This is a genomic window from Aerococcus viridans (assembly GCF_002871935.1).
GTDB classification, from domain to species: domain Bacteria; phylum Bacillota; class Bacilli; order Lactobacillales; family Aerococcaceae; genus Aerococcus; species Aerococcus viridans_B.
Map to the genome: position 1 here is coordinate 12,606 of NZ_PNHQ01000014.1, position 23,772 is coordinate 36,377.

Consider the following 23,772-nt stretch of genomic DNA (forward strand, 5'->3'; position numbering starts at 1 on the left):
GGTGTTTCTGCTTCTTTTCTCAACCTCCATAGTGTAACATCCTTACATCAACTTGTCAATCATCTCTTTTAAACTCTTACTTTAGTCAATTCACGAATTGGGCGTCCTTTTTCATCATAAACAAAATCCTTTACACGCTCTCCATTCCCCATTGCTACTAATAATAAGTCTCGATAAGGTTCTGCCAATTCTTCAAATAGGAAAGTTTCATCATCTAATTGCTCTAGTTTGCGTTTACTGTCGATCTCACCAGGACTTCTCAACTTATATTTTTTTGATGGTAATTTATCTAGTACTCGTTTTTCAATGCGATAGTAGTAATTATCATCACCATATGTAATTTCGAGCGCACCAGAGTTAGTTCGTCTTTTATTTACATCGGTATAATTTTCTTGATGAAGCGTCCACCAGCTTTGAATGCCCTCTAAAGCCTCTTCCTCGCTAGCATATGATCCATGTTCTTTTCGAACACCGTCGCGTCGATTTTCCCAGTAGTTTGTGTAAACTTCAACCATATACATCACTCCTATTTATTTGATACCTCTATCATAAAGGAAATGACAACTGGATGTAAACGTTTTCTATGAATATTCATCTTTTCTTCATTAAGTCTTAATCAGGTAGAATCCAATATGTTTCATCTGAATTATGATTGATTTCTTCAATTTGTGCCTTAAATTCATCCGAATGATATATATCCACTACCGCTTGCACCCAATCTGCTTCTGCCGTTTCCGGGTCTGAAACAACTGCTTGCAATAATAAATCTTCACGCACATCCTCGGCTAATAACATTGTAGAGAAGTCAACACCCGCATCATAGGCAATGGAACCCGGGATAATAGCATAAGCTAAATCTTCCAACGTTCTAGGAATAGTTGCTGATTGCATAGGGATTATATCTATACCTTTAATATTTTCTGCAATATCATCTACCGTTAGCTTTTCTAGGTTTGCGTCATCGTTAAAAGTAATCCAACCAGCTTTTTCTAAAACGAGTAAGGCTCTTGTATAATTTGACGGATCATCCGGAATACCAACACGGTCTCCACTTGATACTGCTGTTAAGTCATCTTTCGTTCCTGGAAATAAACCTGTTGGCACTGTTGGAACGGGCGTAACAGCTGTTAAATCTGCGCCTGCTTCTTGGTTGAAGTTTTCTAGATATAAAGAATGTTGATCCACATTTAAATCAGCAGAACCTTCCTGTAAACCCACATTTGCTGAACGTAAGTCTGTAAACTCAATTTGTTCAACTGTATAACCTTCTTCTTCTAATTTAGGCGCAACTTGATCTAAAAATAACACACTATAAGGACCCGGAGAAGTTGCCACTCTAATCGTTGCTTCCCCACTATTCTCACTGGCACAAGCACCTAATACCAAAGTAGATAAAGAAAACAACCCAATTTTAACCAAAAATTTCATCATATCCATCCCCCATATTACATTATTTTCTACGACAACTTGATTATAGATATATTTAACAAATATTGATAATATCTAAGATAAATCACTACTAATCGTTTAAATCTATAACAACTATTAAAAGCATATTAGATTTGCTATAATTTGAATTAATCTTATTTATTATAATTTTTGCTAAGAAAAAAGGGGTTTTTTCATGCATACACGGTGCCAATTTGCTAACACGACAGAAATGATTGCCTATCATGATAACGAATGGGGACAAATTAAAACAACAAGCCAGCAAGTCTTTGAAGCGCTGTGTTTAGAATCTATGCAGGCAGGTTTATCTTGGTCTATCATTTTGAAAAAACGACTTGCACTTAGACAAGCATTTGCCCAATTTGATATCACTCAACTGGCTAAGTTTGATGAAGCAGATATAGACCGATTAATGACGAACAAAGGTATCATTCGCCACCGGAAAAAAATTCAGGCTATGGTAAATAACGCTCAGTGTGCTTTAGCTATTGAAGATGACCCAGAATTACCCGACTTTAAACACTATATCTATGAAACAGCACAGCAATTACTTGAAGATTATGATTGCAATGAAGAAGAAATCAATAAAGCCTTTATGAAATTATTGAAAAAACGTGGTTTTAAATTTATTGGGCCTACTACCATTGAATCTTTTTTAGAGACCATTGGTGTCTATAACCACCACGATCTACAATGTTACCTTAGATAATCATGATATTAATATCATGATGACTTAGATTTTACATATTTTTATTACTAGTCCTTTATAATGGGAAATAGCGAATGATAAACACAATATATATAAGGAGAGTTTTATGCCGTTAAATATTAACCAACAAAAATGGGATCCTTTTGTTGTCCAACGTTTAAACACAGTTATACAGGAATCCGCATCTGATTTAGGTACAGATAAGGCTGATACTGAATATGCTGTGTTTGATTTTGATAATACAACCATCATGCACGATATAGAAGACCATTTAATGATGTATATGATAGACCATTTAGCCTATAAAATGACGCCTGATGAGTTCTATGAAGTATTAACAAATGGACCTATGAATTTCAATCAGCCTATTTTTTCCAACTCACAAAATAAAGCTACCTATCTTGATTTGGCTAATGATATTATTGCGCAATATCAAGTCTTATACACAGATTATATCTCTTTAGATGAGAACGAACGTTTACCACTAGAGCAAGTAAAAGAGTGGACACAATTTGATGAGTTTGCCACAAAGCTGCGGTTATTTTATCAAAAAGTAGGTAGCGAATTTCAAAGAACGCCTGGTAAAAATTCACCTATTTATTGGTTTAAAGGCTATACAGTAAATGAGTTTAAAGACGTATCTATTGCTGTATTCGAAGATGCTTTAGCTAAACCTATTGCACTTCGTCGACTATCCTCTAGCCCACATATTCAAAGTAAGGTTGGAGAAGTTGAAGCTACTATCCAACAAGGGATCCGGATTGCTGACGAAATACTCAATTTATGGCAAGCATTAAAAGATAATAATATTACAATTTATATCATTACAGCGAGTCCAATTGATTTAGTTCGTTCAATCGTAACCAAGCCCCCCTTTAATTTAGATGCAAGTCAGGTCTTTGGCCAATGCTATGATGTTGATCAAGAAGGGGTGATAGATTCTCGCCTAGAAGCAGGAACATATATTACTAAAGGTCTAGGAAAAGTTGAAGTAATCAAAAACTTTATGGTAGAAACACACGGTAAAGAGCCAGCCATGGTGTTTGGCGATTCAATGGGGGATTACCCAATGATGACACAGCTACCTTCTGTTAAACTATCCGTACTATTTAATAGATATGCTAGTGACCGGACACAACAATTAGTTGCGAAAGGTATCAACATGTACAATCAAAAAAATGCAAATCTAGTGGTACAAGGACGCGATGAAAATAAAGGCACACTGCGTCCGAACATGGCAACGATTCCATTAGGTCAATTAGAGCCAGTGTTACAAGTAGTTGAATAATGTTTTAAGAAAAAAAGAAGGCTGCGAAAATATCTCGGCCTTCTTTTTTGTATATTCAAATTTTAAAGGTTAAACGCATGACAGCTTTTAGTCGGGTTCGTCCCTCCAGAAAGGTCTGCGTTTCAGATGAAGTTGTTGTTGACTGTCTCATCTACTGCCTTCATCTTCCAACGGTTCCTTTCTTAGCGTCGGGGCTCGCACCCTGTTTTAGTCAGGTTCGTCCCTCCAGAAAGGTCTGCGTTTCAGATGAAGTTGTTGTTGACTGTCTCATCTACTGCCTTCATCTTCCAACGGTTCCTTTCTTAGCGTCGGAGCTCGCACCCTTTATTTATATGCTTCGATGTCTTGTTCTAATTGTGCTAAGAATTCATCAAATGGCATTGATGATGTTTCTTTGGAGCCGTAGCGACGTATTGTTACTGTGCTTTCAGCTATTTCATTGTCACCAAAGACTAATTGATATGGAATTTTTTGTGTTTGGGCTTCACGGATCTTGTAACCCATTTTTTCGTTACGATTATCTACTTCAACACGCATACCCGCAGCTTGCATACGACGACGAATTGCTTCAACATGGTCACCGTGTGCTTCATCGTTAACTGGAATTAATTTAGCTTGGACTGGTGCTAACCAAGTTGGGAATGCCCCTTTATATTCTTCAATTAAGTAAGCAACGAAGCGTTCCATAGTTGAAACAACACCACGATGGATAACTACTGGACGATGAGTGTCTTGACCATCTTGACCAACATAAGTTAAGTCAAAGCGTTCTGGTAATAGGAAGTCTAATTGAACAGTAGACATGGTTTCTTCATTACCTAAAGCAGTTTTCATTTGAACGTCTAATTTAGGACCATAGAATGCTGCTTCACCTTCTGCTTCAAAATAATCTAGACCTAGATCATCCATTGCTTCTTTAAGCATTGCTTGTGCTTTTTCCCACATTTCATCATCATCAAAATATTTATCCGTATTGTTTGGATCACGGTAAGATAAACGGAAACGATAGTCTGTAATATTAAAATCATCATAAACTTGTTTGATTAACTGAATTACACGGGTGAATTCTTCCTTAATTTGGTCTGGACGTACAAAGATATGCGCATCATTTAAAGTCATTTCACGTACACGTTGTAAACCAGATAAGGCACCAGATTTTTCGTAACGGTGCATCATACCTAATTCCGCAATTCGAACTGGAAATTCACGATATGAGTGAATTTCATTTTTATAAATCATCATGTGATGTGGGCAGTTCATTGGACGTAAAACTAATTGTTCACCATCACCCATATCCATTGGTGGAAACATATCTTCATGATAGTGGTCCCAGTGACCAGAAGTTTTATATAATTCAACATCTGCCATAATTGGTGTATACACATGTTCATAACCTAAAGAAACTTCTTTATCTACGATATAACGTTCGATAATACGGCGGATTGTAGCACCTTTTGGTAACCAGAATGGTAAGCCAGAACCAACTTCAGGATTTACCATGAAGATGTCTAATTCTTTACCTAATTTACGGTGATCACGTTCTTTAGCTTCCTCACGTTGCTTGATAAACTCTTTTAAGTCACGTTTTTCAAAGAAGGCCGTACCGTAAACACGTTGCATCATTTTGTTATCTGAATTACCTCTCCAATATGCACCGGCAACAGATAATAATTTGAATTCTTTAATATAACCAGTTGATGGTACGTGAATTCCACGGCAAAGGTCGGTGAATTCACCTTGTGAATATACTGTTAGCGTTTCATCTTCCGGTAAATCTGCGATGATTTCCAGTTTATATTCATCATCCGCAAAGATTTCGTTCGCTTCAGCACGTGTCACTTCGCGACGTTCAATTGGATAATTTTCTTTTACAATTTTGGCCATTTCCGCTTCAATTACTGGTAAATCTTCTTCAGTAATTTGTTTTTCTTGGTCAGTATCATAATAAAAGCCTGTTTCAATAGCTGGACCGACACCGAATCTAATGCTTGGATACAAACGTTTCATTGCTTGTGCCATTAAATGAGCAGTAGAGTGACGTAAGATGCCTAAAGCATCCTCATGTTTAGGATCTACAATTTCGATAGCGCCACCTTCATTAATTGGTGCATTTAAGTCGACCAATTCACCGTCAATTTTAGCTGCTATTGCGCGTTTTGCTAATGAGTTACTAATTGATGCAGCAACGTCACGTCCAGTAACGCCTGCTTCGAATGATTTTTTCGCCCCATCTGGGAATACTAATTCAATCATGTTTTGCCTCCCTTTCCCTTTTAAAAACAAAAAAGCCCCACCCTAGCCTATAAGACTAGAATGGGACGCTAATAAACAATATGCGTGGTTCCACCCAATTTTAATAAAATATGCAAGGCATATCTTATCCTCATATGCTGATAATGGGGGCAACCCTTACACCTTATTAAATGTGCTCTCAGCCATTTACTTCGATGCTATCTAAAGAGTGGTTCGCCATATGATATTGCAAGTTTTTCACTAACCAACTTGTCTCTAATGTCCAACCCTAAAGCTTGTCTCTTATTTTCGATATCATTATCTTATTCCAAAATAAGTATAAGCATCACATATATAATTGTCAAATCAAAATTCATATAAATGTTCTTATGAAAAGAAGACGAGTATATACCCGCCTCCTTTATCAGTGAATACTATTGTACGCGTGAACCGTCAGTGTATTGACCACTTTGGTTTGCTTGACGTCGTTGTTGTTCAGCAGCACGTTTTTGTTCGTTTTGATCGCGTTCATATTCAGCGCGTGTTAATACATCATTCACATTCATGTTTACTTCAACTACTGTTAAGCCAGTAATTTGTTGAACATTTTCTTTTACTGCTTTCGTCACTTTGTCGAATGCTGCAGGAATATCTTTTCCATACTCAGCAATAACTTCTAAATCTAAAGCAACTTCTTTCTTACCAACTTCAGCATTAACACCTTTAGTATCATCTTCACCACTAGTGAAGAAACTCTTAATTCCTGAAGTAAAGTTACCTTTTAACTCTAAAATACCATCAATGTTTTGGACTGTATAGAAAGCAATTTTTTCCAATACACGATCTTCAAAAGTTAAATCGTTAGTGTGTTTTACGTTCTCTGACATGTAAAATACCCCATTTCTTTTATTGTTATTTTATATCTCATAAGTTGTATCTATCATAGCAAGATTACGAACTTAACTCAAGTAATATGATTCTAAAAATTGAAAAATGAGAACCAACTTTCCAAGTCAATTTGTCCGTCAAAGTAAGCACCTGCAATGTATCCAATTGTTGAGAATACAAGAATGAATAATGCAGGTCCAAAACCTAACCACATCCACATTAAGGCAAAAATGAATGCAATCAGGCCCCCTAAAATACGATTTCTATACGGATACCAGCTACGCGGTGGTTGTTTCATATGCTATGTGCCCCCTATCAAAGTTTAGTTCAAATGAACATTTATTATCTAACGCGTGCCTGTTTATGACCGCGCGTTTGCTGATGATTTTGTTCTACGTCATATGGTGCAGCAGTCACTTTCACATTTTGAATACTTGTTCCTAAGACACTTTCCGCAGCAAGCTGCGCCTTTTCTGCAATTTGATTGGAAATCGTCTGTACATCATTGTGCTTGTCTACAGCGTAGTCAACAGTTACTTTAGTATTTTCTGGTTTTCGACCAAATTTCACAGTGACATTTTTACGTGATGCCTGTTTCACGTCTAATAATTCACGATGTACCGCTTGTACCACTGTATCACGATTAACTTTAACCTCACCATAATCATTAGACACATTTAAAGTACGTGACTTGGCGGGTGCAACTATGCTCCATATTAAGGCTACTGCGAAGTAAATAAAGCTAAGTGCTAACAGCACAATGACTGCATTTACGAGCATTTGATTGGACACAATATTGTGGTCAACAAAATCACTTAAATAAGGTATTGGGTAAATAACTGAAGCTGTTGCCACTACTGCTAATAAAACTAAGAGTGAAAATAGGATTTGAAGAAATTTTCTTAATCCACCCATTCACTCACCTCCTTTTTGGCTCTCTATATGATATAAGTATAGCTTATCATTTTAAAGTTAATTGGACAAATAATTTGCCATAAAAATGGCCAAAAAAAAGAAGGTATTAACCGTTACGACGGTCTCTACCTCCAACATAAATTTCTTCACTTAAATATTTAATACGTTCCATAATACGTGCGGATTTGGCCACATCGACACCTTCTCGAGTAGTTGTTAAAAATTCTTCCAACTCTGCCATTGAGAAATTAGAGGTAAAGAAAGTGGATAATTGCTCTTGCATCCGGTACTGTAAAATCACACCTAGGACATCGTCTCTTACCCATTCACTATTTGACTCAGCACCAATATCATCCAACACTAAAACTTCTGCCTGTTTAATCTCATTTACCCTTTGATCTACTGTATTCGTGCGAATACGTGATTTCAGATCTACCAACAGTTCTGGGTAATGAACTAATGTAGATTTCACCCCATGCTCAGCTAGAGTGTTGACTAAAGCTGCTAGGATGTGCGTTTTTCCAACACCAAATTGGCCATGTAAATACAAACCTTTATGATAGATATTCGGTTTACTTGTATAGGCTGAAATAAATTGTAGACTTTTTTGAATTGCTTCAAAACGATCTTGATAGTCATCTGTTGTCATCTTTTCAAAAGATGCTGACCGCAAACTTTTGGGCATAGATAACATGGTGACACGCTTGTTCAATTCTTCCGCTTCTTGTTGTTGAATAAAAGCTTCAGTAGGATGGTAATCTACATCAATGTAGTTAACATTCATTATTAAATTAGGTGCATATTGGATAAACTTCTTTTGTCCTAGCGCATCATTCCCATTTTCTCGTGCAAATTCATATAATTTTGAGAATGATTTTCTCACAATCTCATCTTCAAAATTTAATTGATATTTTGCAAGAAAAGCCTGCACATCTGGGTCATTTTGGACAATGCTTTCGATTTTAGCTTGTCGTTCCTTGAAAATCGGATTGCGGTTAAATTGTTGTTTAAGCGAGTCTCCTACATTTTTCATTTGTTTATTATCAGCCATACTTACTCACCTTCTTTTGTATTTAATGATTGCAACAATTGTTGAATCTCAGCTTCTTGCGCACTTAGAGATGCTTTATTTTCTTGTTTAGTTGTCGCTTCTTTTGATGCGTCTTGTTTATTCACTTTTGGTGCACTTACCGGCTTTTGGTATTTATCCTGTCTTGAATCAGGATCTAACCATTTCGGCTTAACAGAAGCCTTTTGTGTTTGGTAACGCCCCTTGGCGATCCGATTTTTTTGTCGTTTTTCATAATTTTCAGCACTTTTTTGTTTACGTTGTTTCAGGTATATCATGGCCTCTTCAGGCTCAATAACCTTATTTTGACGCCAATCATCCGCAACACTTTCCAAGTAGGAACGAGTTAACCGGGGCTGCTCAAGTTCCACTAAACAAAATTGCACCATCACATTTAGGGTTGCAGGCTGAATCACACCCAATTCAATCAATTCCGTGATTGCTTTTCCTTCAGACTTCGTTAAGTAACCACCTTTTTGTTCCTTAATTGACTTCGCAAAGGCAATTGGGGGATAGTTTCTCGCCAATTTGGAAAATGACAATTCTTCTTGTGTTAGGCCTTTCTCTAACCATACTTGATCTGCTTGATCAACTTGCTGTCGCTTGGCTGTCTCACTAACAGTAATCCGGTCTGTTAAGCGAGCTTTTGTTCTTTCTACATGCTCTTCACCCTCTTGACCAGCTTGCTGGCTAGATTGATTTAAAGCTAATCGCTGCAATTTGCGAACATCGATTTGATTCGTCCGTAAATCCGTAGCTGATAATGCCAATTCTTTTAAATCTACTTCATCAAATCCATAAAGTTGATGTAGGGTTATAAACATTTCCTTCACTTCATCTGTAATCGCTTTTTCAGAAATAAAAGACGACTGTAGTAATTCTTTCAAAGTATTCATATCTAGACTTGAACTCGTTAAGGTAGTCGCTTTAGTAGCTGGATTTTTTTGCATCAATCTAGCTTCAATTTCATCTGAAATGGGATAGTACTGACTTGGTAATCGATAGACATCTTGAAAAGTAGCGGTCACTTCAGTCCAGTCTGTTGACGTTAATTCAACTGGCTTCTTAGCTGAAAACTTATCGAGCATGAATTGATATCGGTCTTGGCCTAAACGATCCATTAGTAAACTAGACATAATTGGATCAGAAAAAATATGCTTACTATCTAAAGGAGCTTGTAACTGAAAAATTGTCGTCACTTCATCTTGACTATGATGGTCACTTTTTTCATAGACTTGCAGTAAGCCAATTGCTTCCAAACGACGTCTGGCCTTCACATACTGCTCTTTACCGACCACCATTTGTTCCATTAAGTCAAAATGGCGTAACGGTCGTGAGACGAAATCCCCTAATTGAATATTGGCATAAAGTGTCTGATAAAATGCATAAGCTGTGCCACCGATGATTGGTTGATACAAATGTAGTAAAACTTGTTGGTCAATATCTGAAATCCAGTGAGGTTGGGTAATTTGCACAAACCCTTTTGGATCTAAATTTTGCCATGGGTATGCCATTATGATTACCCTCCCTTCTAAAGCATATTTTAGTCTATGTCCTCGTCTAAATCTTTAGCATCATCTGCATTGTCTACTGGATGAAACTGATCATCATGATCGTTTTGTGCATTCCGGCCTCTTAATCGTTCAATTTCTCTTAAAAAAACAGTTGGATCTTCAAATCGGCGGTATACACTAGCATAACGGATATAAGCTACTTCATCAATATCCGGCAAAGCCGCCATTAATAATTCCCCAATTTCAGAAGCTGGCACTTCATTTTGACTACGAGATCGTAATTCAGATTCCACATCTTGGGCTAGCTTTTCAAGTTGATCTGCCGATACAGGTCGTTTCTCTGCCGAACGAATCAACCCACGCAAAACTTTCTCATGTGAGAATTCTTCTCTCGTTCCATCACGTTTGACCACCAACAATGGTGTTCTTTCAATCCGTTCAAAAGTTGTAAAACGAGCACCACAATCTAGACACTCTCTACGTCGACGAATAGATCGATTATTCTCTGCTGGTCGACTATCAATTACTTTTAAATTAGTTGAACCACAATTTGGACATTGCATATATTTAGCACCTCTACTTTCATTTTTATATACGTGAATAATTTCTCGATTCATTATAGCACAAAGCCTGATATCCCCCTTATTTAAGCGGTTGGAAACCAGAAATGCCAAGCCAAGCATCTAATTGTTGATGTGTATCTGTAATTGAACCAGTATTATCAATTACTACATCTGCCATCATCACTTTCCGTTCAATCGACATTTGACTCGTCATGCGTTGAAATGCTTCAACCGGCGTTAGATGATCACGGTTAATTAGCCGGTCTAATTGAATGGTTTCTGACACATAAATCACCATAATTTGATCACAAGTATCTTCAAAGCCATGCTCAAATAATAGGGGGATATCCATCACAATCAACTCATGCCCAATAGCCTCATATTTATCTTTTTGACTATCCAACCAGTCACGTATAGGTTGGTGTAACAATTCATTTAATTTTTCACGTTCCTTATCATCACTGAAGATAATCTTGGCTAATTTTTTGCGATTCAATACACCATTTGGAAAGACAATATCATCCCCAAAATGTTGCTTTACTGCTTCTAACCCTGGTTGACCAGGTTCAACCACCACTCTGGCACCATAATCGGCATCAATCACTGGAAAACCTGCTGTCTTAAAGAATTTACTTGCTGTTGATTTACCTGTTGCAATACTGCCGGTTAGTCCTAAAATATGACTCATAAGACCTCCATTATTAACTTTTCTATTTAATAGTAATTTATTCATGTATCGTTTGGCAATGTGGACAATAGTGTGTCCCTCGCTGTGCCACTTTTATCTTTTCAATAGGGGTACCACACCGTTGGCAAGGGTTATCTGTTTGACCATATGCTTTTAAATAATTGGCAAAATGACCATTCTCACCAAAAGTATTCGTATAAGTACGAATAGTCGTGCCACCAACTGCGATTGCTGCTTGTATAATGTCACGACTAGCTTCAATAATAGCTGTGATTTCATGATCATATAAAGATGCGCCAATTTGTTGTGGGTGTACTTTTGCTTCATACAAGATTTCATCTGCATAAATATTACCAATCCCTGCAACAACAGACTGATCCAATAATACCGCTTTTATTGGCCGCTTTGTCCGCATTAACCTTGCTTTGAAATCTTCAAAATTTAAGTCCGCTGGCTCTGGACCTAAATTTAATTGTGCGATTGCTGCGTCTGTATCCGCCTTATCGACCATATGGATGCGACCAAATTTGCGCACATCTCTATAACGGAGATCATTGCCATCTGTTAAGTGACAGATAACATGTGTATAGGGATCAACAGGGGTGTCTTGCTTTTCATACAAATACTTTCCTTCCATCCGTAAATGTGCTATCCAAACAACATCAGTCCAATAAAAAAGCAAAAATTTACCAATACGACCAACCTTCATCAATTGTTGACCTGGCATTCGGTTTTCAAAGGCTTCGAGTCCACCTTCAGCTTGCACAATTCTCGGCCAAGTTACCGTCACAGATGCTACTGTCTTTCCAACAACAATTTCTTCTAAACCACGTCGAACAGTTTCGACTTCTGGCATTTCAGGCATCACTCCACCACTTTCTAACGTAACTCCTTCACATATTTTAATGCAAAATACACATATTGGAAAGATAGTAGACAGACAAATCTTTCCAGTAGCTAACTAGGCTTAAACGCCTATCTTAGAGAGGATGAAAAGAGGTGCTATTCAATATGAACTGCACCTCTTACCAATCGTTATTTTGCTTCGTACCAGCTTGCGCCATAATTCGACTCAATTTCTAACGGCACATCTAGTTGGGCTGCTGATCCCATAATTTCTGTGACTAATTTTTCTAGCGTTTCAATTTCATCTTTTGGTACTTCAAAGACCAACTCATCATGGATTTGTAATAACAAATTCGCTTTTAACTTATTTGATTTAAGTGCTTCATCCATTTTCACCATAGCAATTTTGATAATATCAGCTGCCGTTCCTTGAATCGGTGTATTCATCGCATTTCGTTCCGCAAACGACCGCACATTAAAGTTCTTCGCATGCAAGTCTGGTAAATAGCGTCGACGATTAAAGAGTGTTTCTACATAGCCATCTTCCTTAGCTTTTTCAACGACATCTGTCATATAAGCTTGAACACCTGGATAATTCTCCAAATAAGTATCAATAAAGTTTTTGGCTTCTGGTCGAGAAATATTCAAGTTTTGACTCAATCCATAATCAGAAATACCATAGACAATCCCAAAGTTTACTGCTTTCGCATTTCGTCTCATATTAGGTGTTACTTCGTCTCTTGTTACGTTATAAACCTTCATAGCTGTAGATGTATGGATATCTTCATGGTTATTGAAAGCTTCCTGCATATGCTTATCACCTGAAATATGCGCTAAAACCCGTAATTCAATTTGTGAGTAGTCACTTGAGAAAACCACCCAATCATCATGACTTGGTACAAAAGCTTTACGGATACTCCGTCCCTCCTCAGAACGAATCGGAATATTTTGTAAATTCGGATCAGCTGATGACAATCGTCCAGTTGACGTTAAGGTTTGTTGGAAACGAGAATGAATTTTACCATCATCGTGGATAAATCCTTGTAACCCCTCAACATATGTTGATTGTAGTTTGTTCAACTGACGATAATTTAAAATTAAATCGATAATAGGCGCTTGTCCTGCTAGTTTCTCTAAGACATCTTGAGCAGTAGAATAACCAGTTTTTGTCTTCTTAATCACCGGTAAGCCCATATCTTCAAACAGAATGGTCCCTAATTGCTTAGTAGAATTCACATTAAACTCACGGCCTGCTTCTTTCCAAATATCCGCTTCAAGGCCATCAATAATCTCTTGGAATTCCGCTTGCATCGTGACTAATTGCGCCTTATCTACGGAAATACCCAGAATTTCTAGATTAGCCAACACCAATGCCAATGGTAACTCCATTTTTTTGTATAGATCAGTCATTTTATTGGCTTCTAATTGTGGACGAATCGTTTCTTGTAATCGTGCAATCATATAGACTTTACGCGCAATATGATCATACATAGTTTGTTGATCTTCAGGTACACTACGTTTAGCACCCTTACCGTAAATGGACTCATCATAAGATAAATCTTCCATATCAAATTCACGAGCAACTTCCGCTAAGTCATTGGAGTTATCACGAGCATGTAATAAATATGAACCAATTAAGACATCATCTACAACACCCACAAAGTCGATATCTACATAGTCCAACATCACTTTTGTCCGCTTCGCATCAAAGACAACCTTCGTCATCTTCTCATCCGTTAACCAGTTTTTAAACAAGTCGGATTGCAATAAGCTTGCATCACCAGCAAAGATTTCTGACCCATTTGTCCAGGCGACAGCCACAATATCTGAATCATGATAGTTTTTACTCAAGTTTTCCAGATATATCGCATAACCATCTTGGACCGGTTCACTTGGGAAATGATCTGTTGTTAAATCTTCAACAGATGCCACATATGTATAATCCACATCCTTCCAATCTTCTGTCAATAAGTCAGCTTGGTTTGAATTTTCTAATAGGCGTGACATAAATCCATTAAAGTTCATATCCTTATAAAATGACATTAATGGTTCAAGCTGTTTACCTTTATATGGTAGGTCAGCTAGTTCAATCGTTACTGGTGCATTCAGTTCAATACGAGCTAATTTTTTTGAAAGGATCGCATTGTCTTTTTCGTTGATAAGATTTTCTTTACGTTTTGATTTCTTCATGTCGTCAATTTGTTCATATATAGCTTCCATTGATCCATATTCATGAAGTAGTTTTAAGGCTGTCTTTTCACCAATCCCAGTTACACCTGGGTAGTTATCTGAAGAATCACCCATTAATCCCTTCATATCAACAATTTGTTCAGGTGTAATACCCATCTCTTCCATAATAGAAGCCGGTGTATAAGACCGTAGTTCCGATACTCCTTTTCGAGTGATATCCACTCGAACATTATCACGTGCTAACTGCGTTAAATCCTTGTCTCCAGAAATCACCACAACATCAAACTCTTCAGGATCAACAGATGTCGCAAATGTACCGATAATATCGTCAGCTTCATAATTGGTCAAGTCATAGTGGGCAACACCAAAAGCATCTAATAAAACATTGAAAAATGGCATTTGCTCTCTAAATTCAGATGGTGTTGATTGACGCCCACCCTTATATTCATCAAAAAATTCATTTCTAAAAGTCGTTTTTCCAGCGTCCCAAGCCACTAAGGCATGCGTTGGCTGTTCTTTTTCCAAAATATTATTCATCATTTCATGAAAAGCAAATAAGGCATTGGTATGCATACCATTCTTATTTACAAATGAATCAATATTATGGATAGCAAAAAAAGAACGAAAAGCTAGAGAAGATCCGTCAAAAAGGACAAGCTTCTTCTTTTCTTTATTAATACTCAATTGAGTCGCCTCCTGAAATTCGTTGGAATACACCTGCATCAATCGTATCTGTATCATTTTTTAGGTGCTCTTGTGGTGGTAAAACGGTTAACATAGCATCTAATACACGGTCGTCGTCAGTCGCATTGGTATACTTCCCTATACAGTGAATTGTCACAAATTGTTTTAATTCTTCTACACGAATAACTTCAAATTCAAAAGTAATGATTGAATTATGTGGAATCGAGTGAATAATGTTAATATTCATTTCTACTAAACGTGACCCAGGTCCAGGGAAGTTCATAGATACCGTACGGGTGATAATGCCCATTAAGGCAATTGGTGGTACCACAACATCACCCGGTGTAAGTCCTGCCTTATGTGACGTTTGTTGTAGATATGCGGGATTTGAATCAGCAGTTACGCCCATATATAACAAAACATCTCGCTCTCTGATAGATTCAGTTACCCGAAAAGTATCTCCAACCTTTATAGATTGAAGTGTTTTGCCTATTGCAGCAAATTCTTGAGTCTCTTCTAAATTATGTTCTACCATATGTGATACTCCCCTAGCTTATTTTATGTGATCTCCAACGTTTATTTGTTGCGGTAATCGCAACAGTCTCCTTCATATTTTAACAAAGATATTCATTATATGCGACAAATACCATAGTGCACTAATCTAAACAATTATACTGGCTATATGAAAAAAGCCATGACCAACATGTCATAGCTTTTAAAACTGTTTTATTTGTTTTCTAAGTAAGTAGCTAACAAGTCAATATATAAGTTAACGAATGTTAGATACTCATCTTTGTCCACGTATTCATCAATTTGATGTGATGTTGTTGAACCTGGACCAAAAATAATAATCGGATAACCAGCAGGTTTATTAGCCACAAAGTTTGCACCATCAGTACCTCCCGTCATTGGCACTACAGCTAGGTCTTGATTTAAATATGTTGCACCTAAGCTTTTCGTTAATTGAACTAAATCTGAATCTACGCCACCATTTAGGGGTTTTAAATCAAGAGTGAGTTGTAAATCAAAATCTGCACCTTTATCCAAGAATGCTTGATAGACCTCATTAAAAACACCTTTTACAGCTTCATTGTCAAATTCAGGTACAGTACGAATATTGAAGACAACTTCCGCATGGTCAGGAATCGTATTCACTTGATCACCACCACGGAATACAGTCACATTAAAAGTTGGTTGTTTCAATAATTGATCTAGTTCTTGATTGCCAACTTCATCTCCTTCAACTGCACCGTAAAGGTTTAATACAGGTGAAAAATCTAATTGACCAAAGCTAATGTCCTTAGTTGCTTCTCTGAAAGCTTCTTTAAATGCTAAAGCAAAGTCCATTAATGGGTCAATTGCATTTATCCCACCACGAGGTCTAGAAGAATGAACCGATTTACCGCGTGAAGATACGACGAAGTTCATTGATCCTTTATGAGATGGATGAATCATACCTGTAGTTGGTTCTCCAATCACAATCGCATCAACATCTGTCAGATATCCAGCATCTTCCAATTGAATAGAACCAACCGCACCATTTTCTTCGTTATAAGTCGCTAATAGTCGTAAAGTACCCTTCTCAAGTAAACCTTGTTCCTTAATTTCAATCATGGCAATCACTAGTGCAGCTAGTCCGCCCTTCATATCTGTTGCACCACGGCCAAATAATTTGCCATCGCGTTCCGTCAACGTATAAGGATCAGACGTCCAAGCTTCCGCATTTCCAGCAGATACGACATCCATATGACCAGAAATTGCTAAAACTGGTGAACCTGAACCAATTTCTGCTATTAAGTTCGCACGACCAGGAATCCCTGTTGGAATTACTTTTGACTCTATACCATATTTGTCTAATAAAGCCGCTAAATAGTTCGCCACATCTTCTTCATTACGGTCAACAGTCTCAATCGCCACAATATCACTTAAAATTTTAATTTTTTCTTCATCAGTAAATACTTTTGCTACTTTTGTCAATCAGAACACTCCTCATTTTTCTGCCAATTCCTATGGCATTCATCTCTACCGTTCATTCTAGCACGAATTTCTGATAGTAAATAACAAATTGCCCACGAGTTTTCAATCAGGAGTGTTCGCTTTTATTGAACTAAGTGTGTGAATAACTCTCGCAACTGAATGAAGCTAGTTTTAGGTTAAAACCACCATTCATTTAGAAATCGTTTTCATAAATCGTTTATTATGCTAGAATAAAGTTAACATCGAATTTTAAAATATGAGAGGAGTGAATAAAATGGCAGCTATCCATTATTACTTTGTCCGTCACGGTGAAACAACCGCCAATGCAGATCAACGCATTCAAGGTTGGACGGATTCCCCAGTCACACGTACTGGTATGCGTGTTGTAGACCAAGTAGCTGATACTCTAGCAGACATCCCTTTTGATTTAGCATATACGAGTGATTTAGACCGATGTGTTGAAACTGGTGAACGCATTTTAATGAAACAAGATCATGATATTCAACTATTTACAGTTGAAGGTTTTAGAGAATACAATTTTGGTGGTTTAGAAGATCAAGATATTGAAAAGGTATGGCCAAAGTCCATTGGCCAATTGGTTGACGACATGCGTATCAATCAAATTCCTTCCACCCAATACGTGCCATTGATTATTGAAAATCTTGTTGCACGTGACGAAGAAGGAAATTCAGAAGACTTTATTACATTTTGGCATCGCATTGAAGAAGCCATGTTGGATATCCATGACGATGCCTTAGAAGTCGGTATGGAAACCCAAAAACAAGATATCAATGTTTTAATCATTAGCCACGACATGCCTATTCGCTTCTTCTTACATGAAGTACTAGCTGAATTTGACCTTAAAGAAGACTTAGATTATGGCCATTATGCCCATGTTGTCTATGCTAAAGGTGCTTACGAACTAGAAGAATTTAACCAAGTATAACGCCATACAATTCATTCACATAAATAAAAAAGGTGGGGTTGCTGAATAAACCACACCTTTTTTGGATACTTAAACAAATTTCGACGCAAAACAACTATTCATATATACCCGCCCTAATATAAGGTATATATGGATTATATATCTATCCTTCTTCATTTCTAAAACAGTTAAAAATATTCGTATTCCTTAACGTCTATGATAAATATGAATGGTTAGGCCACCTATCACATCAACTTGGTCTAATTGTAAAGGTATACTTTCATTTAATTCATAAAATAAAGGTTTACCTTTACCTAAGATAATCGGTACAGTCCCAATAATGTACTCATCTATCGCATTTGCTGCCATAAATGTTTTCAATACAATTCCCCCACCATATAAGTAAATATGGTGACCTTGCTTTTTCTTTGCCAACATTAATTTCACAATTTGTCCTGGTTTGACAAAATGGATATTCCCCTCATTAGGTCGTTTTTCATTTGTCACCACATAAATTGTTTTACTTGGGAAATCTGCTGCAAAACCAATTTTATAAGATTGATGTCCCATTACTATCAAGTCATACATATCGAAAAAGGTTTCGAGTGAATACGGTGAATCACCCGTTGAGATATCTTTTAAGTGAGGACCTGGTATACCTTCAATAAAATCAAATTGATCATCTGAGTCAGCGATATATCCATCTACACTCTGTACAATACTTAAGGCAATTTTACCCACGATTTCTCCTTCCTAATCAGCTTTTATTGCCAATGGTTATTGCGCTAATCTGAATCCTGAAATCCGGACATCGTCTCTTTCCGCTTGTGGTAGTTGGTCGCGTAAACTAACAACTGATTGCCCTAGAATAGGGACCTGCCATGAACCAACGATATCTGCAGCCGGACATAAGACAAAAGCACGTTCATGCATCCGTGGGTGCGGTACTTGTAAGTCTGGTGTGTCAATAATCTCTTCGTCTATAAGTAAAATATCTACATCGATGGTGCGGGGACCATTTTTAATTGTTCGAACACGCTTTTGATCCTGTTCAATCTTTTGACAAAAAACTAATAAACTATCTTCATCTAAATCTGTTTGAATATGAATAACCATATTTAAAAAGTCTTCTTGGTCAAGATAACCTTTAGGCACAGTCTCATAAATTGGTGAAATGCTCTTCACTACCATTGATTCATGCTGTTTAAAAGCTGCTACTGCATTTTTTAAGTGATCTAATTTAGGGGCGATATTTGATCCTAAGGCAATTAATATGTCACGTTGCATCTTTATTTCACCTCATTTATTTGGTCAAACCATGCACGGTCACGTTGGATTTCAATTGCAACACTATCATAGATGCCACGAATTGGCGGATCAGGTTTTACTATTTTAATGGTTACTGCTTCAACAAAAGAAAAGTCAGATAAAATGCGTACTGCTAATTTATGAGCTAACCGCTCTAATAATTTTACTGGAGGTTGATGGACCACAACATCTTCAATCACAGTATAAACATCAGCATAAGACACCGAATCGTACATATTGTCTGATTGCCCAGCTGGACCTAAGTCAACAGTTAAGACAGCATCCACATTAAAACGTTGTCCTAAAGTTGTTTCCTCAGCTAACAAGCCATGATTGGCGTAGAATTGCAGGTTATTTAAATATATTTTGTCCCTTGTTGCCATCTGACTTCCTCCTCATCGCGCTAGGGGCGCTACTTGTCCACGTTTAATGGCATCCGCAACTACCGCTGCTTCCTTGTTTACTTTCACATTGTGGACACGAACCATATCAGCACCCGATAAAATACCCGAAACAGTAGTAGCTGCAGTAACTACGTCCCGCTCATTAGCCGGCACATCCACTAATTTCCCTAAGAACCCTTTCCTTGAAGTGGCTAAAAGGATAGGCATACCAAAGCTAGCTAATTCTTGTAATCCTTGAATTGCCAACAAGTTGTCATCCGCTGTTTTTGCGAACCCAACCCCTGGATCAAGAATTAATTGGTCATCACGCATACCTTGTTTACGGGCAATCTCAATAGATGCTTGTAAGTCCGTTTTCATTTCATCCATCATATTTTGATAGGGTTTATATGTTTCACGGTTATGCATCAAAATCAAGGGGGCATCAAAGTCAGCACAAACCTTCGCAATTTCAGGTTCTCTAGTTGCTGCCCATTGATCATTGATAATGTCTGCGCCAGCTTCTAAGGCTTGACGGGCTACTTCAGCTTTCCAAGTATCCACTGAAATGATAACATCTGATACTTCACGTATAGCCTTCACGGCCGGCACAACTCGCTTTAATTCTTCTTCAAGGGTTACTGGTACATGACCTGGGCGGGTTGATTCCCCGCCTACATCAATAATATCTACTCCCTCTGACACCATCTTCTTCACTTGGGCAATCATATCATCTGAAGCGAGATACGCACCACCGTCCGAAAATGAATCAGGCGTCACATTTAAAATGCCCATGATCCAAGTGTGGTCGCTTGGGAAATTGAAGGTTTTATTTAATCGTTTAATATACATCTACTCACAAACTTTCTACTATAATTGCATCATATCTAAAGCCTCTTGACGGCGGTCACGATCGTTATAAACACCACGTGTTGCATAGGTAACCGTTTTACTACCCGGCTTCTTAATGCCTCTTAGCGTCATACACATATGTTCTGCTTCAAGGACTACATAAACCCCTTCAGCCCCTAATTCATTTGCTAATACATCCGCGACCTGGTTGGTCAACCGCTCTTGTAATTGTGGTCTTAAGGCAAAATCTTCTACAATCCTAGCCAATTTAGATAAACCAATAACTTGACCGTCTTTTGGAATATAAGCGACATGTGCTTGGCCAATTACCGGTAATAAGTGGTGCTCACATGTTGAGTGAAAAGGGATATCCTTTACCAACACAAATTCTGATGCTGATTCAGAAAATGTTTTTTCTGTATGTATTTTAGGATCTCTAGTTAAGCCATCAAATACCTCTGCATACATCCTAGCTACTCGCTCAGGGGTTTCAACTAACCCTTCACGGTCCGGATTTTCGCCAATAGCAAGCAATATCTCTCTGACTGCTTTTTCAATTCGTTTCGTGTCCATTTTGTCACCTTTTTCCATTTTTTTAATGTTCTACTATACTTTTATGCCTTATTTTGAATCATCTCTCGAAGATAGCCCACAAAATAGAATGAACCAAATATACATAAGACATCTTCGCTATTTAAATCTGCTATTGCCATTGCGAAGGCTGCCTGATCTGACTCAGCCAGTGCAACAGTTACGCCAGTTTTTTCCACCATAGTGGCTAATGCCTCAGCAGGTAAGGCACGATTTGAATGAGGGGTAACTGTAATAATCTTTTGAAAGATGGGCGCAATCTCTTTGACAACATGTACGACATCTTTATCGGCTAACATGCCCATAATCGCTACTCTTTTCCCTATTTTTTCAGTTGGATAATGGGTTAAAAGTGCCTCCTTCAATGACAGGATGCCATCCATATTATGTGAGCCATCTATAATAATGGCCGGATTTGTTGCAACTTGTTCAAAACGTGCTGGCCAAGTAACTGTCATAAGCCCCTGTTGGATAGCTTGGTCTGAAATGGTGATGCCTTGTGCTTTCAAGGCATAGGTAATTTCAATTGCTAGGGCGGCGTTATTCACCTGATAAGGCGCCTGTAAATTGAGTTTATACTGGTGTCCTTTATAATTGAAAATTTGCAATCCCAGGCTATCGTAACCTACTAGTTCAATATCGGCTGGTTTGACTTCATGTATAGGTACTTGAAGCTGGTCAGCTTGATGTGCGATGACCTGTTTTACCTCATCAACTTGTGGATAGACGACTAAGGGAACGTCAGTTTTTAATATACCTGCTTTCTCACCAGCAATTTCTGTTAAAGTGTTGCCGAGAATTTTCTGATGATCTAAAGCAATTTTTGTGATAACGGTGACCAGTGGTTTCTCGATGATATTGGTTGCATCTAATCTCCCGCCTAAGCCAACTTCTAAGACGACAAAGTCTACTTCTTCAGCTTCGAAGACCAACCAAGCGAGTCCAGTAAATACTTCAAATTCAGTATAGTATTCATCAGGTGCTAAGGCTGCTGTCATCCGATCAACTTGTTTCATCAATTGGTCATCCGTCACTTGCTTGCCATTAATTTGAATCCGTTCGTTAAAGTCTACCAATGATGGAGAAGTAAATAAGCCGACTTTATAGCCTGCCTGCTCTAGGATCGTACTAAGCATTTTAGCTGTAGACCCCTTACCATTAGTTCCAGCAATATGAATCGTTGGTAGTTCGTTTTCTGGATGGTTAAAATGAGCCATTAATTGTTTCATTGACGCTAATCCTAACACCATTTCGCCTGCGGGTGCTAGGGGCAACTTTGCTTGAAGTGATTCGTATCGCAATGATTAAGCCTCTTTTCATGATGATTTAAACGGATAATTTGATACCAGTCCAATTAAGTATAGCTAACTTTTATTTGTTAGTCATCAACGGATGCCTATTTTTCAATAGTTCGTGTTCTAAGAATAACTATTCTAATATTAATCAACTGCTATTGCTTGAGAAATCAACGTCATTATATTACAACAGGTGTATATTAGTTTGAAACCGAAATATTAGTTCTAAAAGGAGATGAAAGAATGGGATTATTAGTAGACGGGGTCTGGAAGGACCAATGGTATGATACCAAATCAACAGGTGGACGTTTCGTCCGGAAAGATTCTCAATTCAGAAATTGGGTGACTAAAGACGGCTCACCTGGACCATCGGGCGAAGGTGGCTTTAAGGCAGAACCAGGACGCTATCACTTGTATGTATCTTTAGCTTGTCCTTGGGCTAGTCGTACGTTAATGATGCGCAAATTAAAGGGTCTAGAAGACATGATTTCTATTTCAATCGTCAATCCAATTATGTTGGAAAATGGCTGGACTTTTGCGCCAGATCAAGGGGTTATTGCTGATCCTATCTTAAATGCTGACTTCCTATACCAAGTTTATACGCACGCTGACCCTAACTATACGGGTCGTGTAACTGTACCAGTTTTATACGATAAGCAAAATGATACGATTGTGAATAACGAATCGTCTGAAATTATGCTGATGTTCAATACTGCTTTTGATGACATTGGTGCTATCGAAGGTGATTACTATCCTGAAGCACTGCGTGACCAAATCAAAGAAATGGATGATTACATCTATCCAAATATTAATAACGGTGTCTATAAAGCCGGTTTCGCAACAGATCAAGCTGTTTATGAAGAAGAAGTTGGTCATGTATTTGACACCCTAGAAAAAATAGATGGTATCTTAGCCAACAATAAATTCTTATTGGGTGATCAATTTACCACTTCCGATATCCGCTTGTTCCCAACACTAATCCGCTTTGAGCATGTTTACTATGGTCATTTTAAATGCAATATTAAACATTTAACTGACTTTGAAAATGTTTGGCGTTATACGCGTGAAATTTACAATATGCCAGGTATATCTGACACAGTTGATTTTTACCATATCCAACATCACTACTACGGTAGTCATCCAACTATCAATCCGAATGGTATTATTCCAGCTGGACCTGCAATTAGTCTAGATATTTAACTGGTTGAAATGTAAATAAAATCAATAAAAAAACTGGTGTTTACTGATAAAAGTACACCAGTTTTTGCTTTCATGATAAGTGCATTTATCCTTTCATACTGTCTTCTTTAACGTTTAATAAAAGGAAATTGTAATGTCTCTTTTTAGCATGCTGTAAGTTAGCTACTATTTAGTATCTAAAATACTCAATTGCTTATACTGCGATA

The 23,772-nt window shown here is 37.6% G+C and carries 24 protein-coding genes; 4 read left to right on the top strand and 20 right to left on the bottom strand.

Annotated elements, in window-relative coordinates; genetic code table 11:
- Positions 1–68 precede the first annotated feature (68 nt).
- Positions 69–515 (bottom strand): hypothetical protein, encoded by a 447-nt coding sequence (locus CJ191_RS06380; RefSeq protein WP_102199315.1) that lies wholly within the window; start codon positions 513–515, stop codon positions 69–71.
- Between the two features lie 97 nt (positions 516–612).
- The gene (locus tag CJ191_RS06385; RefSeq protein WP_257994136.1) at positions 613–1,431 is read right to left on the bottom strand and encodes a MetQ/NlpA family ABC transporter substrate-binding protein; all 819 of its coding nucleotides are present in this window, start codon (positions 1,429–1,431) and stop codon (positions 613–615) included.
- A 193-nt stretch (positions 1,432–1,624) separates the two neighbouring features.
- Between CJ191_RS06385 and CJ191_RS06390 the strand changes: the two genes are divergently transcribed.
- Together CJ191_RS06390 and CJ191_RS06395 are read left to right on the top strand one after the other, a co-directional pair.
- On the top strand, positions 1,625–2,158 hold the full coding sequence (locus CJ191_RS06390; RefSeq protein ID WP_102199316.1) for a DNA-3-methyladenine glycosylase I: 534 nt from the start codon (positions 1,625–1,627) through the stop codon (positions 2,156–2,158).
- A gap of 106 nt (positions 2,159–2,264) precedes the next feature.
- On the top strand, positions 2,265–3,446 hold the full coding sequence (locus tag CJ191_RS06395; RefSeq protein WP_102199317.1) for a haloacid dehalogenase-like hydrolase: 1,182 nt from the start codon (positions 2,265–2,267) through the stop codon (positions 3,444–3,446).
- 324 nt (positions 3,447–3,770) lie between these two features.
- Here CJ191_RS06395 and thrS read toward each other — a convergent pair whose 3' ends face one another.
- The 12 genes from thrS to CJ191_RS06455 all read right to left on the bottom strand — a co-directional run bounded on the left by thrS (position 3,771) and on the right by CJ191_RS06455 (position 17,012).
- Complete coding sequence (thrS, locus tag CJ191_RS06400; RefSeq protein WP_102199318.1) at positions 3,771–5,699, bottom strand: threonine--tRNA ligase; 1,929 nt, start codon at positions 5,697–5,699, stop codon at positions 3,771–3,773.
- Between the two features lie 413 nt (positions 5,700–6,112).
- Entirely contained in the window at positions 6,113–6,565 is a 453-nt protein-coding gene (locus tag CJ191_RS06405; RefSeq protein ID WP_070468008.1) for an Asp23/Gls24 family envelope stress response protein, read from the bottom strand.
- Positions 6,566–6,657: 92 nt separating this feature from the next.
- Complete coding sequence (locus tag CJ191_RS06410) at positions 6,658–6,864, bottom strand: DUF2273 domain-containing protein (RefSeq protein WP_070468009.1); 207 nt, start codon at positions 6,862–6,864, stop codon at positions 6,658–6,660.
- 44 nt (positions 6,865–6,908) lie between these two features.
- On the bottom strand, positions 6,909–7,481 hold the full coding sequence (gene amaP, locus CJ191_RS06415; RefSeq protein WP_102199319.1) for an alkaline shock response membrane anchor protein AmaP: 573 nt from the start codon (positions 7,479–7,481) through the stop codon (positions 6,909–6,911).
- A 106-nt stretch (positions 7,482–7,587) separates the two neighbouring features.
- Positions 7,588–8,532 carry a primosomal protein DnaI gene (gene dnaI, locus CJ191_RS06420; protein ID WP_102199320.1) on the bottom strand — a complete coding sequence of 315 codons (945 nt, stop codon included), beginning with the start codon at positions 8,530–8,532 and terminating at the stop codon, positions 7,588–7,590.
- A 2-nt stretch (positions 8,533–8,534) separates the two neighbouring features.
- Positions 8,535–10,064, bottom strand: coding sequence for a DnaD domain protein (locus CJ191_RS06425; protein WP_257994137.1), 1,530 nt, complete (start codon positions 10,062–10,064; stop codon positions 8,535–8,537).
- Positions 10,065–10,093: 29 nt separating this feature from the next.
- On the bottom strand, positions 10,094–10,627 hold the full coding sequence (gene nrdR / locus CJ191_RS06430; RefSeq protein WP_070467386.1) for a transcriptional regulator NrdR: 534 nt from the start codon (positions 10,625–10,627) through the stop codon (positions 10,094–10,096).
- 79 nt (positions 10,628–10,706) lie between these two features.
- Positions 10,707–11,315 (bottom strand): dephospho-CoA kinase, encoded by a 609-nt coding sequence (gene coaE, locus CJ191_RS06435; RefSeq protein WP_070467324.1) that lies wholly within the window; start codon positions 11,313–11,315, stop codon positions 10,707–10,709.
- 37 nt (positions 11,316–11,352) lie between these two features.
- Positions 11,353–12,180 carry a DNA-formamidopyrimidine glycosylase gene (gene mutM / locus CJ191_RS06440; protein ID WP_070467326.1) on the bottom strand — a complete coding sequence of 276 codons (828 nt, stop codon included), beginning with the start codon at positions 12,178–12,180 and terminating at the stop codon, positions 11,353–11,355.
- A 170-nt stretch (positions 12,181–12,350) separates the two neighbouring features.
- Entirely contained in the window at positions 12,351–15,035 is a 2,685-nt protein-coding gene (gene polA, locus CJ191_RS06445) for a DNA polymerase I (RefSeq protein ID WP_257994138.1), read from the bottom strand.
- Positions 15,025–15,570, bottom strand: a complete 546-nt coding sequence (locus CJ191_RS06450; protein WP_102199323.1) for a dehydrogenase — start codon at positions 15,568–15,570, stop codon at positions 15,025–15,027. Before CJ191_RS06450 ends, polA begins: the two co-directional genes overlap by 11 nt.
- Positions 15,571–15,761: 191 nt before the next feature.
- Complete coding sequence (locus tag CJ191_RS06455) at positions 15,762–17,012, bottom strand: ArgE/DapE family deacylase (protein WP_102199324.1); 1,251 nt, start codon at positions 17,010–17,012, stop codon at positions 15,762–15,764.
- Positions 17,013–17,286: 274 nt separating this feature from the next.
- On the opposite strand from CJ191_RS06455, the gene CJ191_RS06460 reads away from it, so the two are divergent.
- Complete coding sequence (locus CJ191_RS06460; RefSeq protein WP_102199325.1) at positions 17,287–17,958, top strand: histidine phosphatase family protein; 672 nt, start codon at positions 17,287–17,289, stop codon at positions 17,956–17,958.
- Between the two features lie 186 nt (positions 17,959–18,144).
- On the opposite strand, the gene CJ191_RS06465 is transcribed toward CJ191_RS06460, so the two are convergent.
- The 6 genes from CJ191_RS06465 to CJ191_RS06490 are packed head-to-tail and all read right to left on the bottom strand — an operon-like array spanning position 18,145 to position 22,372.
- Positions 18,145–18,678 carry a dihydrofolate reductase family protein gene (locus tag CJ191_RS06465; protein ID WP_102199326.1) on the bottom strand — a complete coding sequence of 178 codons (534 nt, stop codon included), beginning with the start codon at positions 18,676–18,678 and terminating at the stop codon, positions 18,145–18,147.
- A 36-nt stretch (positions 18,679–18,714) separates the two neighbouring features.
- On the bottom strand, positions 18,715–19,224 hold the full coding sequence (gene folK / locus CJ191_RS06470; protein WP_070467336.1) for a 2-amino-4-hydroxy-6-hydroxymethyldihydropteridine diphosphokinase: 510 nt from the start codon (positions 19,222–19,224) through the stop codon (positions 18,715–18,717).
- Positions 19,225–19,226: 2 nt separating this feature from the next.
- Positions 19,227–19,628: a dihydroneopterin aldolase gene (folB, locus tag CJ191_RS06475; protein WP_070467337.1), complete on the bottom strand. Its 402-nt coding sequence runs from the start codon at positions 19,626–19,628 to the stop codon at positions 19,227–19,229.
- A 12-nt stretch (positions 19,629–19,640) separates the two neighbouring features.
- Complete coding sequence (gene folP, locus CJ191_RS06480; RefSeq protein ID WP_102199327.1) at positions 19,641–20,480, bottom strand: dihydropteroate synthase; 840 nt, start codon at positions 20,478–20,480, stop codon at positions 19,641–19,643.
- Between the two features lie 18 nt (positions 20,481–20,498).
- Positions 20,499–21,053, bottom strand: a complete 555-nt coding sequence (gene folE, locus CJ191_RS06485; RefSeq protein ID WP_070467388.1) for a GTP cyclohydrolase I FolE — start codon at positions 21,051–21,053, stop codon at positions 20,499–20,501.
- A gap of 41 nt (positions 21,054–21,094) precedes the next feature.
- Entirely contained in the window at positions 21,095–22,372 is a 1,278-nt protein-coding gene (locus tag CJ191_RS06490; RefSeq protein ID WP_102199328.1) for a bifunctional folylpolyglutamate synthase/dihydrofolate synthase, read from the bottom strand.
- A 237-nt stretch (positions 22,373–22,609) separates the two neighbouring features.
- Here CJ191_RS06490 and CJ191_RS06495 point away from each other — a divergent pair, with 237 nt between their 5' ends.
- Positions 22,610–23,566 carry a glutathione S-transferase family protein gene (locus CJ191_RS06495; RefSeq protein WP_102199329.1) on the top strand — a complete coding sequence of 319 codons (957 nt, stop codon included), beginning with the start codon at positions 22,610–22,612 and terminating at the stop codon, positions 23,564–23,566.
- The last annotated feature ends 206 nt before the right edge of the window (positions 23,567–23,772 follow it).

Coding starts and splice junctions, on each gene's coding strand:
- CJ191_RS06380 (WP_102199315.1), bottom strand. CDS start 515: ATGGTTGAAGTTTACACAAACTACTGGGAAAATCGACGCGACGGTGTT.
- CJ191_RS06385 (WP_257994136.1), bottom strand. CDS start 1,431: ATGATGAAATTTTTGGTTAAAATTGGGTTGTTTTCTTTATCTACTTTG.
- CJ191_RS06390 (WP_102199316.1), top strand. CDS start 1,625: ATGCATACACGGTGCCAATTTGCTAACACGACAGAAATGATTGCCTAT.
- CJ191_RS06395 (WP_102199317.1), top strand. CDS start 2,265: ATGCCGTTAAATATTAACCAACAAAAATGGGATCCTTTTGTTGTCCAA.
- thrS (WP_102199318.1), bottom strand. CDS start 5,699: ATGATTGAATTAGTATTCCCAGATGGGGCGAAAAAATCATTCGAAGCA.
- CJ191_RS06405 (WP_070468008.1), bottom strand. CDS start 6,565: ATGTCAGAGAACGTAAAACACACTAACGATTTAACTTTTGAAGATCGT.
- CJ191_RS06410 (WP_070468009.1), bottom strand. CDS start 6,864: ATGAAACAACCACCGCGTAGCTGGTATCCGTATAGAAATCGTATTTTA.
- amaP (WP_102199319.1), bottom strand. CDS start 7,481: ATGGGTGGATTAAGAAAATTTCTTCAAATCCTATTTTCACTCTTAGTT.
- dnaI (WP_102199320.1), bottom strand. CDS start 8,532: ATGGCTGATAATAAACAAATGAAAAATGTAGGAGACTCGCTTAAACAA.
- CJ191_RS06425 (WP_257994137.1), bottom strand. CDS start 10,064: ATGGCATACCCATGGCAAAATTTAGATCCAAAAGGGTTTGTGCAAATT.
- nrdR (WP_070467386.1), bottom strand. CDS start 10,627: ATGCAATGTCCAAATTGTGGTTCAACTAATTTAAAAGTAATTGATAGT.
- coaE (WP_070467324.1), bottom strand. CDS start 11,315: ATGAGTCATATTTTAGGACTAACCGGCAGTATTGCAACAGGTAAATCA.
- mutM (WP_070467326.1), bottom strand. CDS start 12,180: ATGCCTGAAATGCCAGAAGTCGAAACTGTTCGACGTGGTTTAGAAGAA.
- CJ191_RS06450 (WP_102199323.1), bottom strand. CDS start 15,570: ATGGTAGAACATAATTTAGAAGAGACTCAAGAATTTGCTGCAATAGGC.
- CJ191_RS06460 (WP_102199325.1), top strand. CDS start 17,287: ATGGCAGCTATCCATTATTACTTTGTCCGTCACGGTGAAACAACCGCC.
- folK (WP_070467336.1), bottom strand. CDS start 19,224: ATGCAACGTGACATATTAATTGCCTTAGGATCAAATATCGCCCCTAAA.
- folB (WP_070467337.1), bottom strand. CDS start 19,628: ATGGCAACAAGGGACAAAATATATTTAAATAACCTGCAATTCTACGCC.
- folP (WP_102199327.1), bottom strand. CDS start 20,480: ATGTATATTAAACGATTAAATAAAACCTTCAATTTCCCAAGCGACCAC.
- folE (WP_070467388.1), bottom strand. CDS start 21,053: ATGGACACGAAACGAATTGAAAAAGCAGTCAGAGAGATATTGCTTGCT.
- CJ191_RS06495 (WP_102199329.1), top strand. CDS start 22,610: ATGGGATTATTAGTAGACGGGGTCTGGAAGGACCAATGGTATGATACC.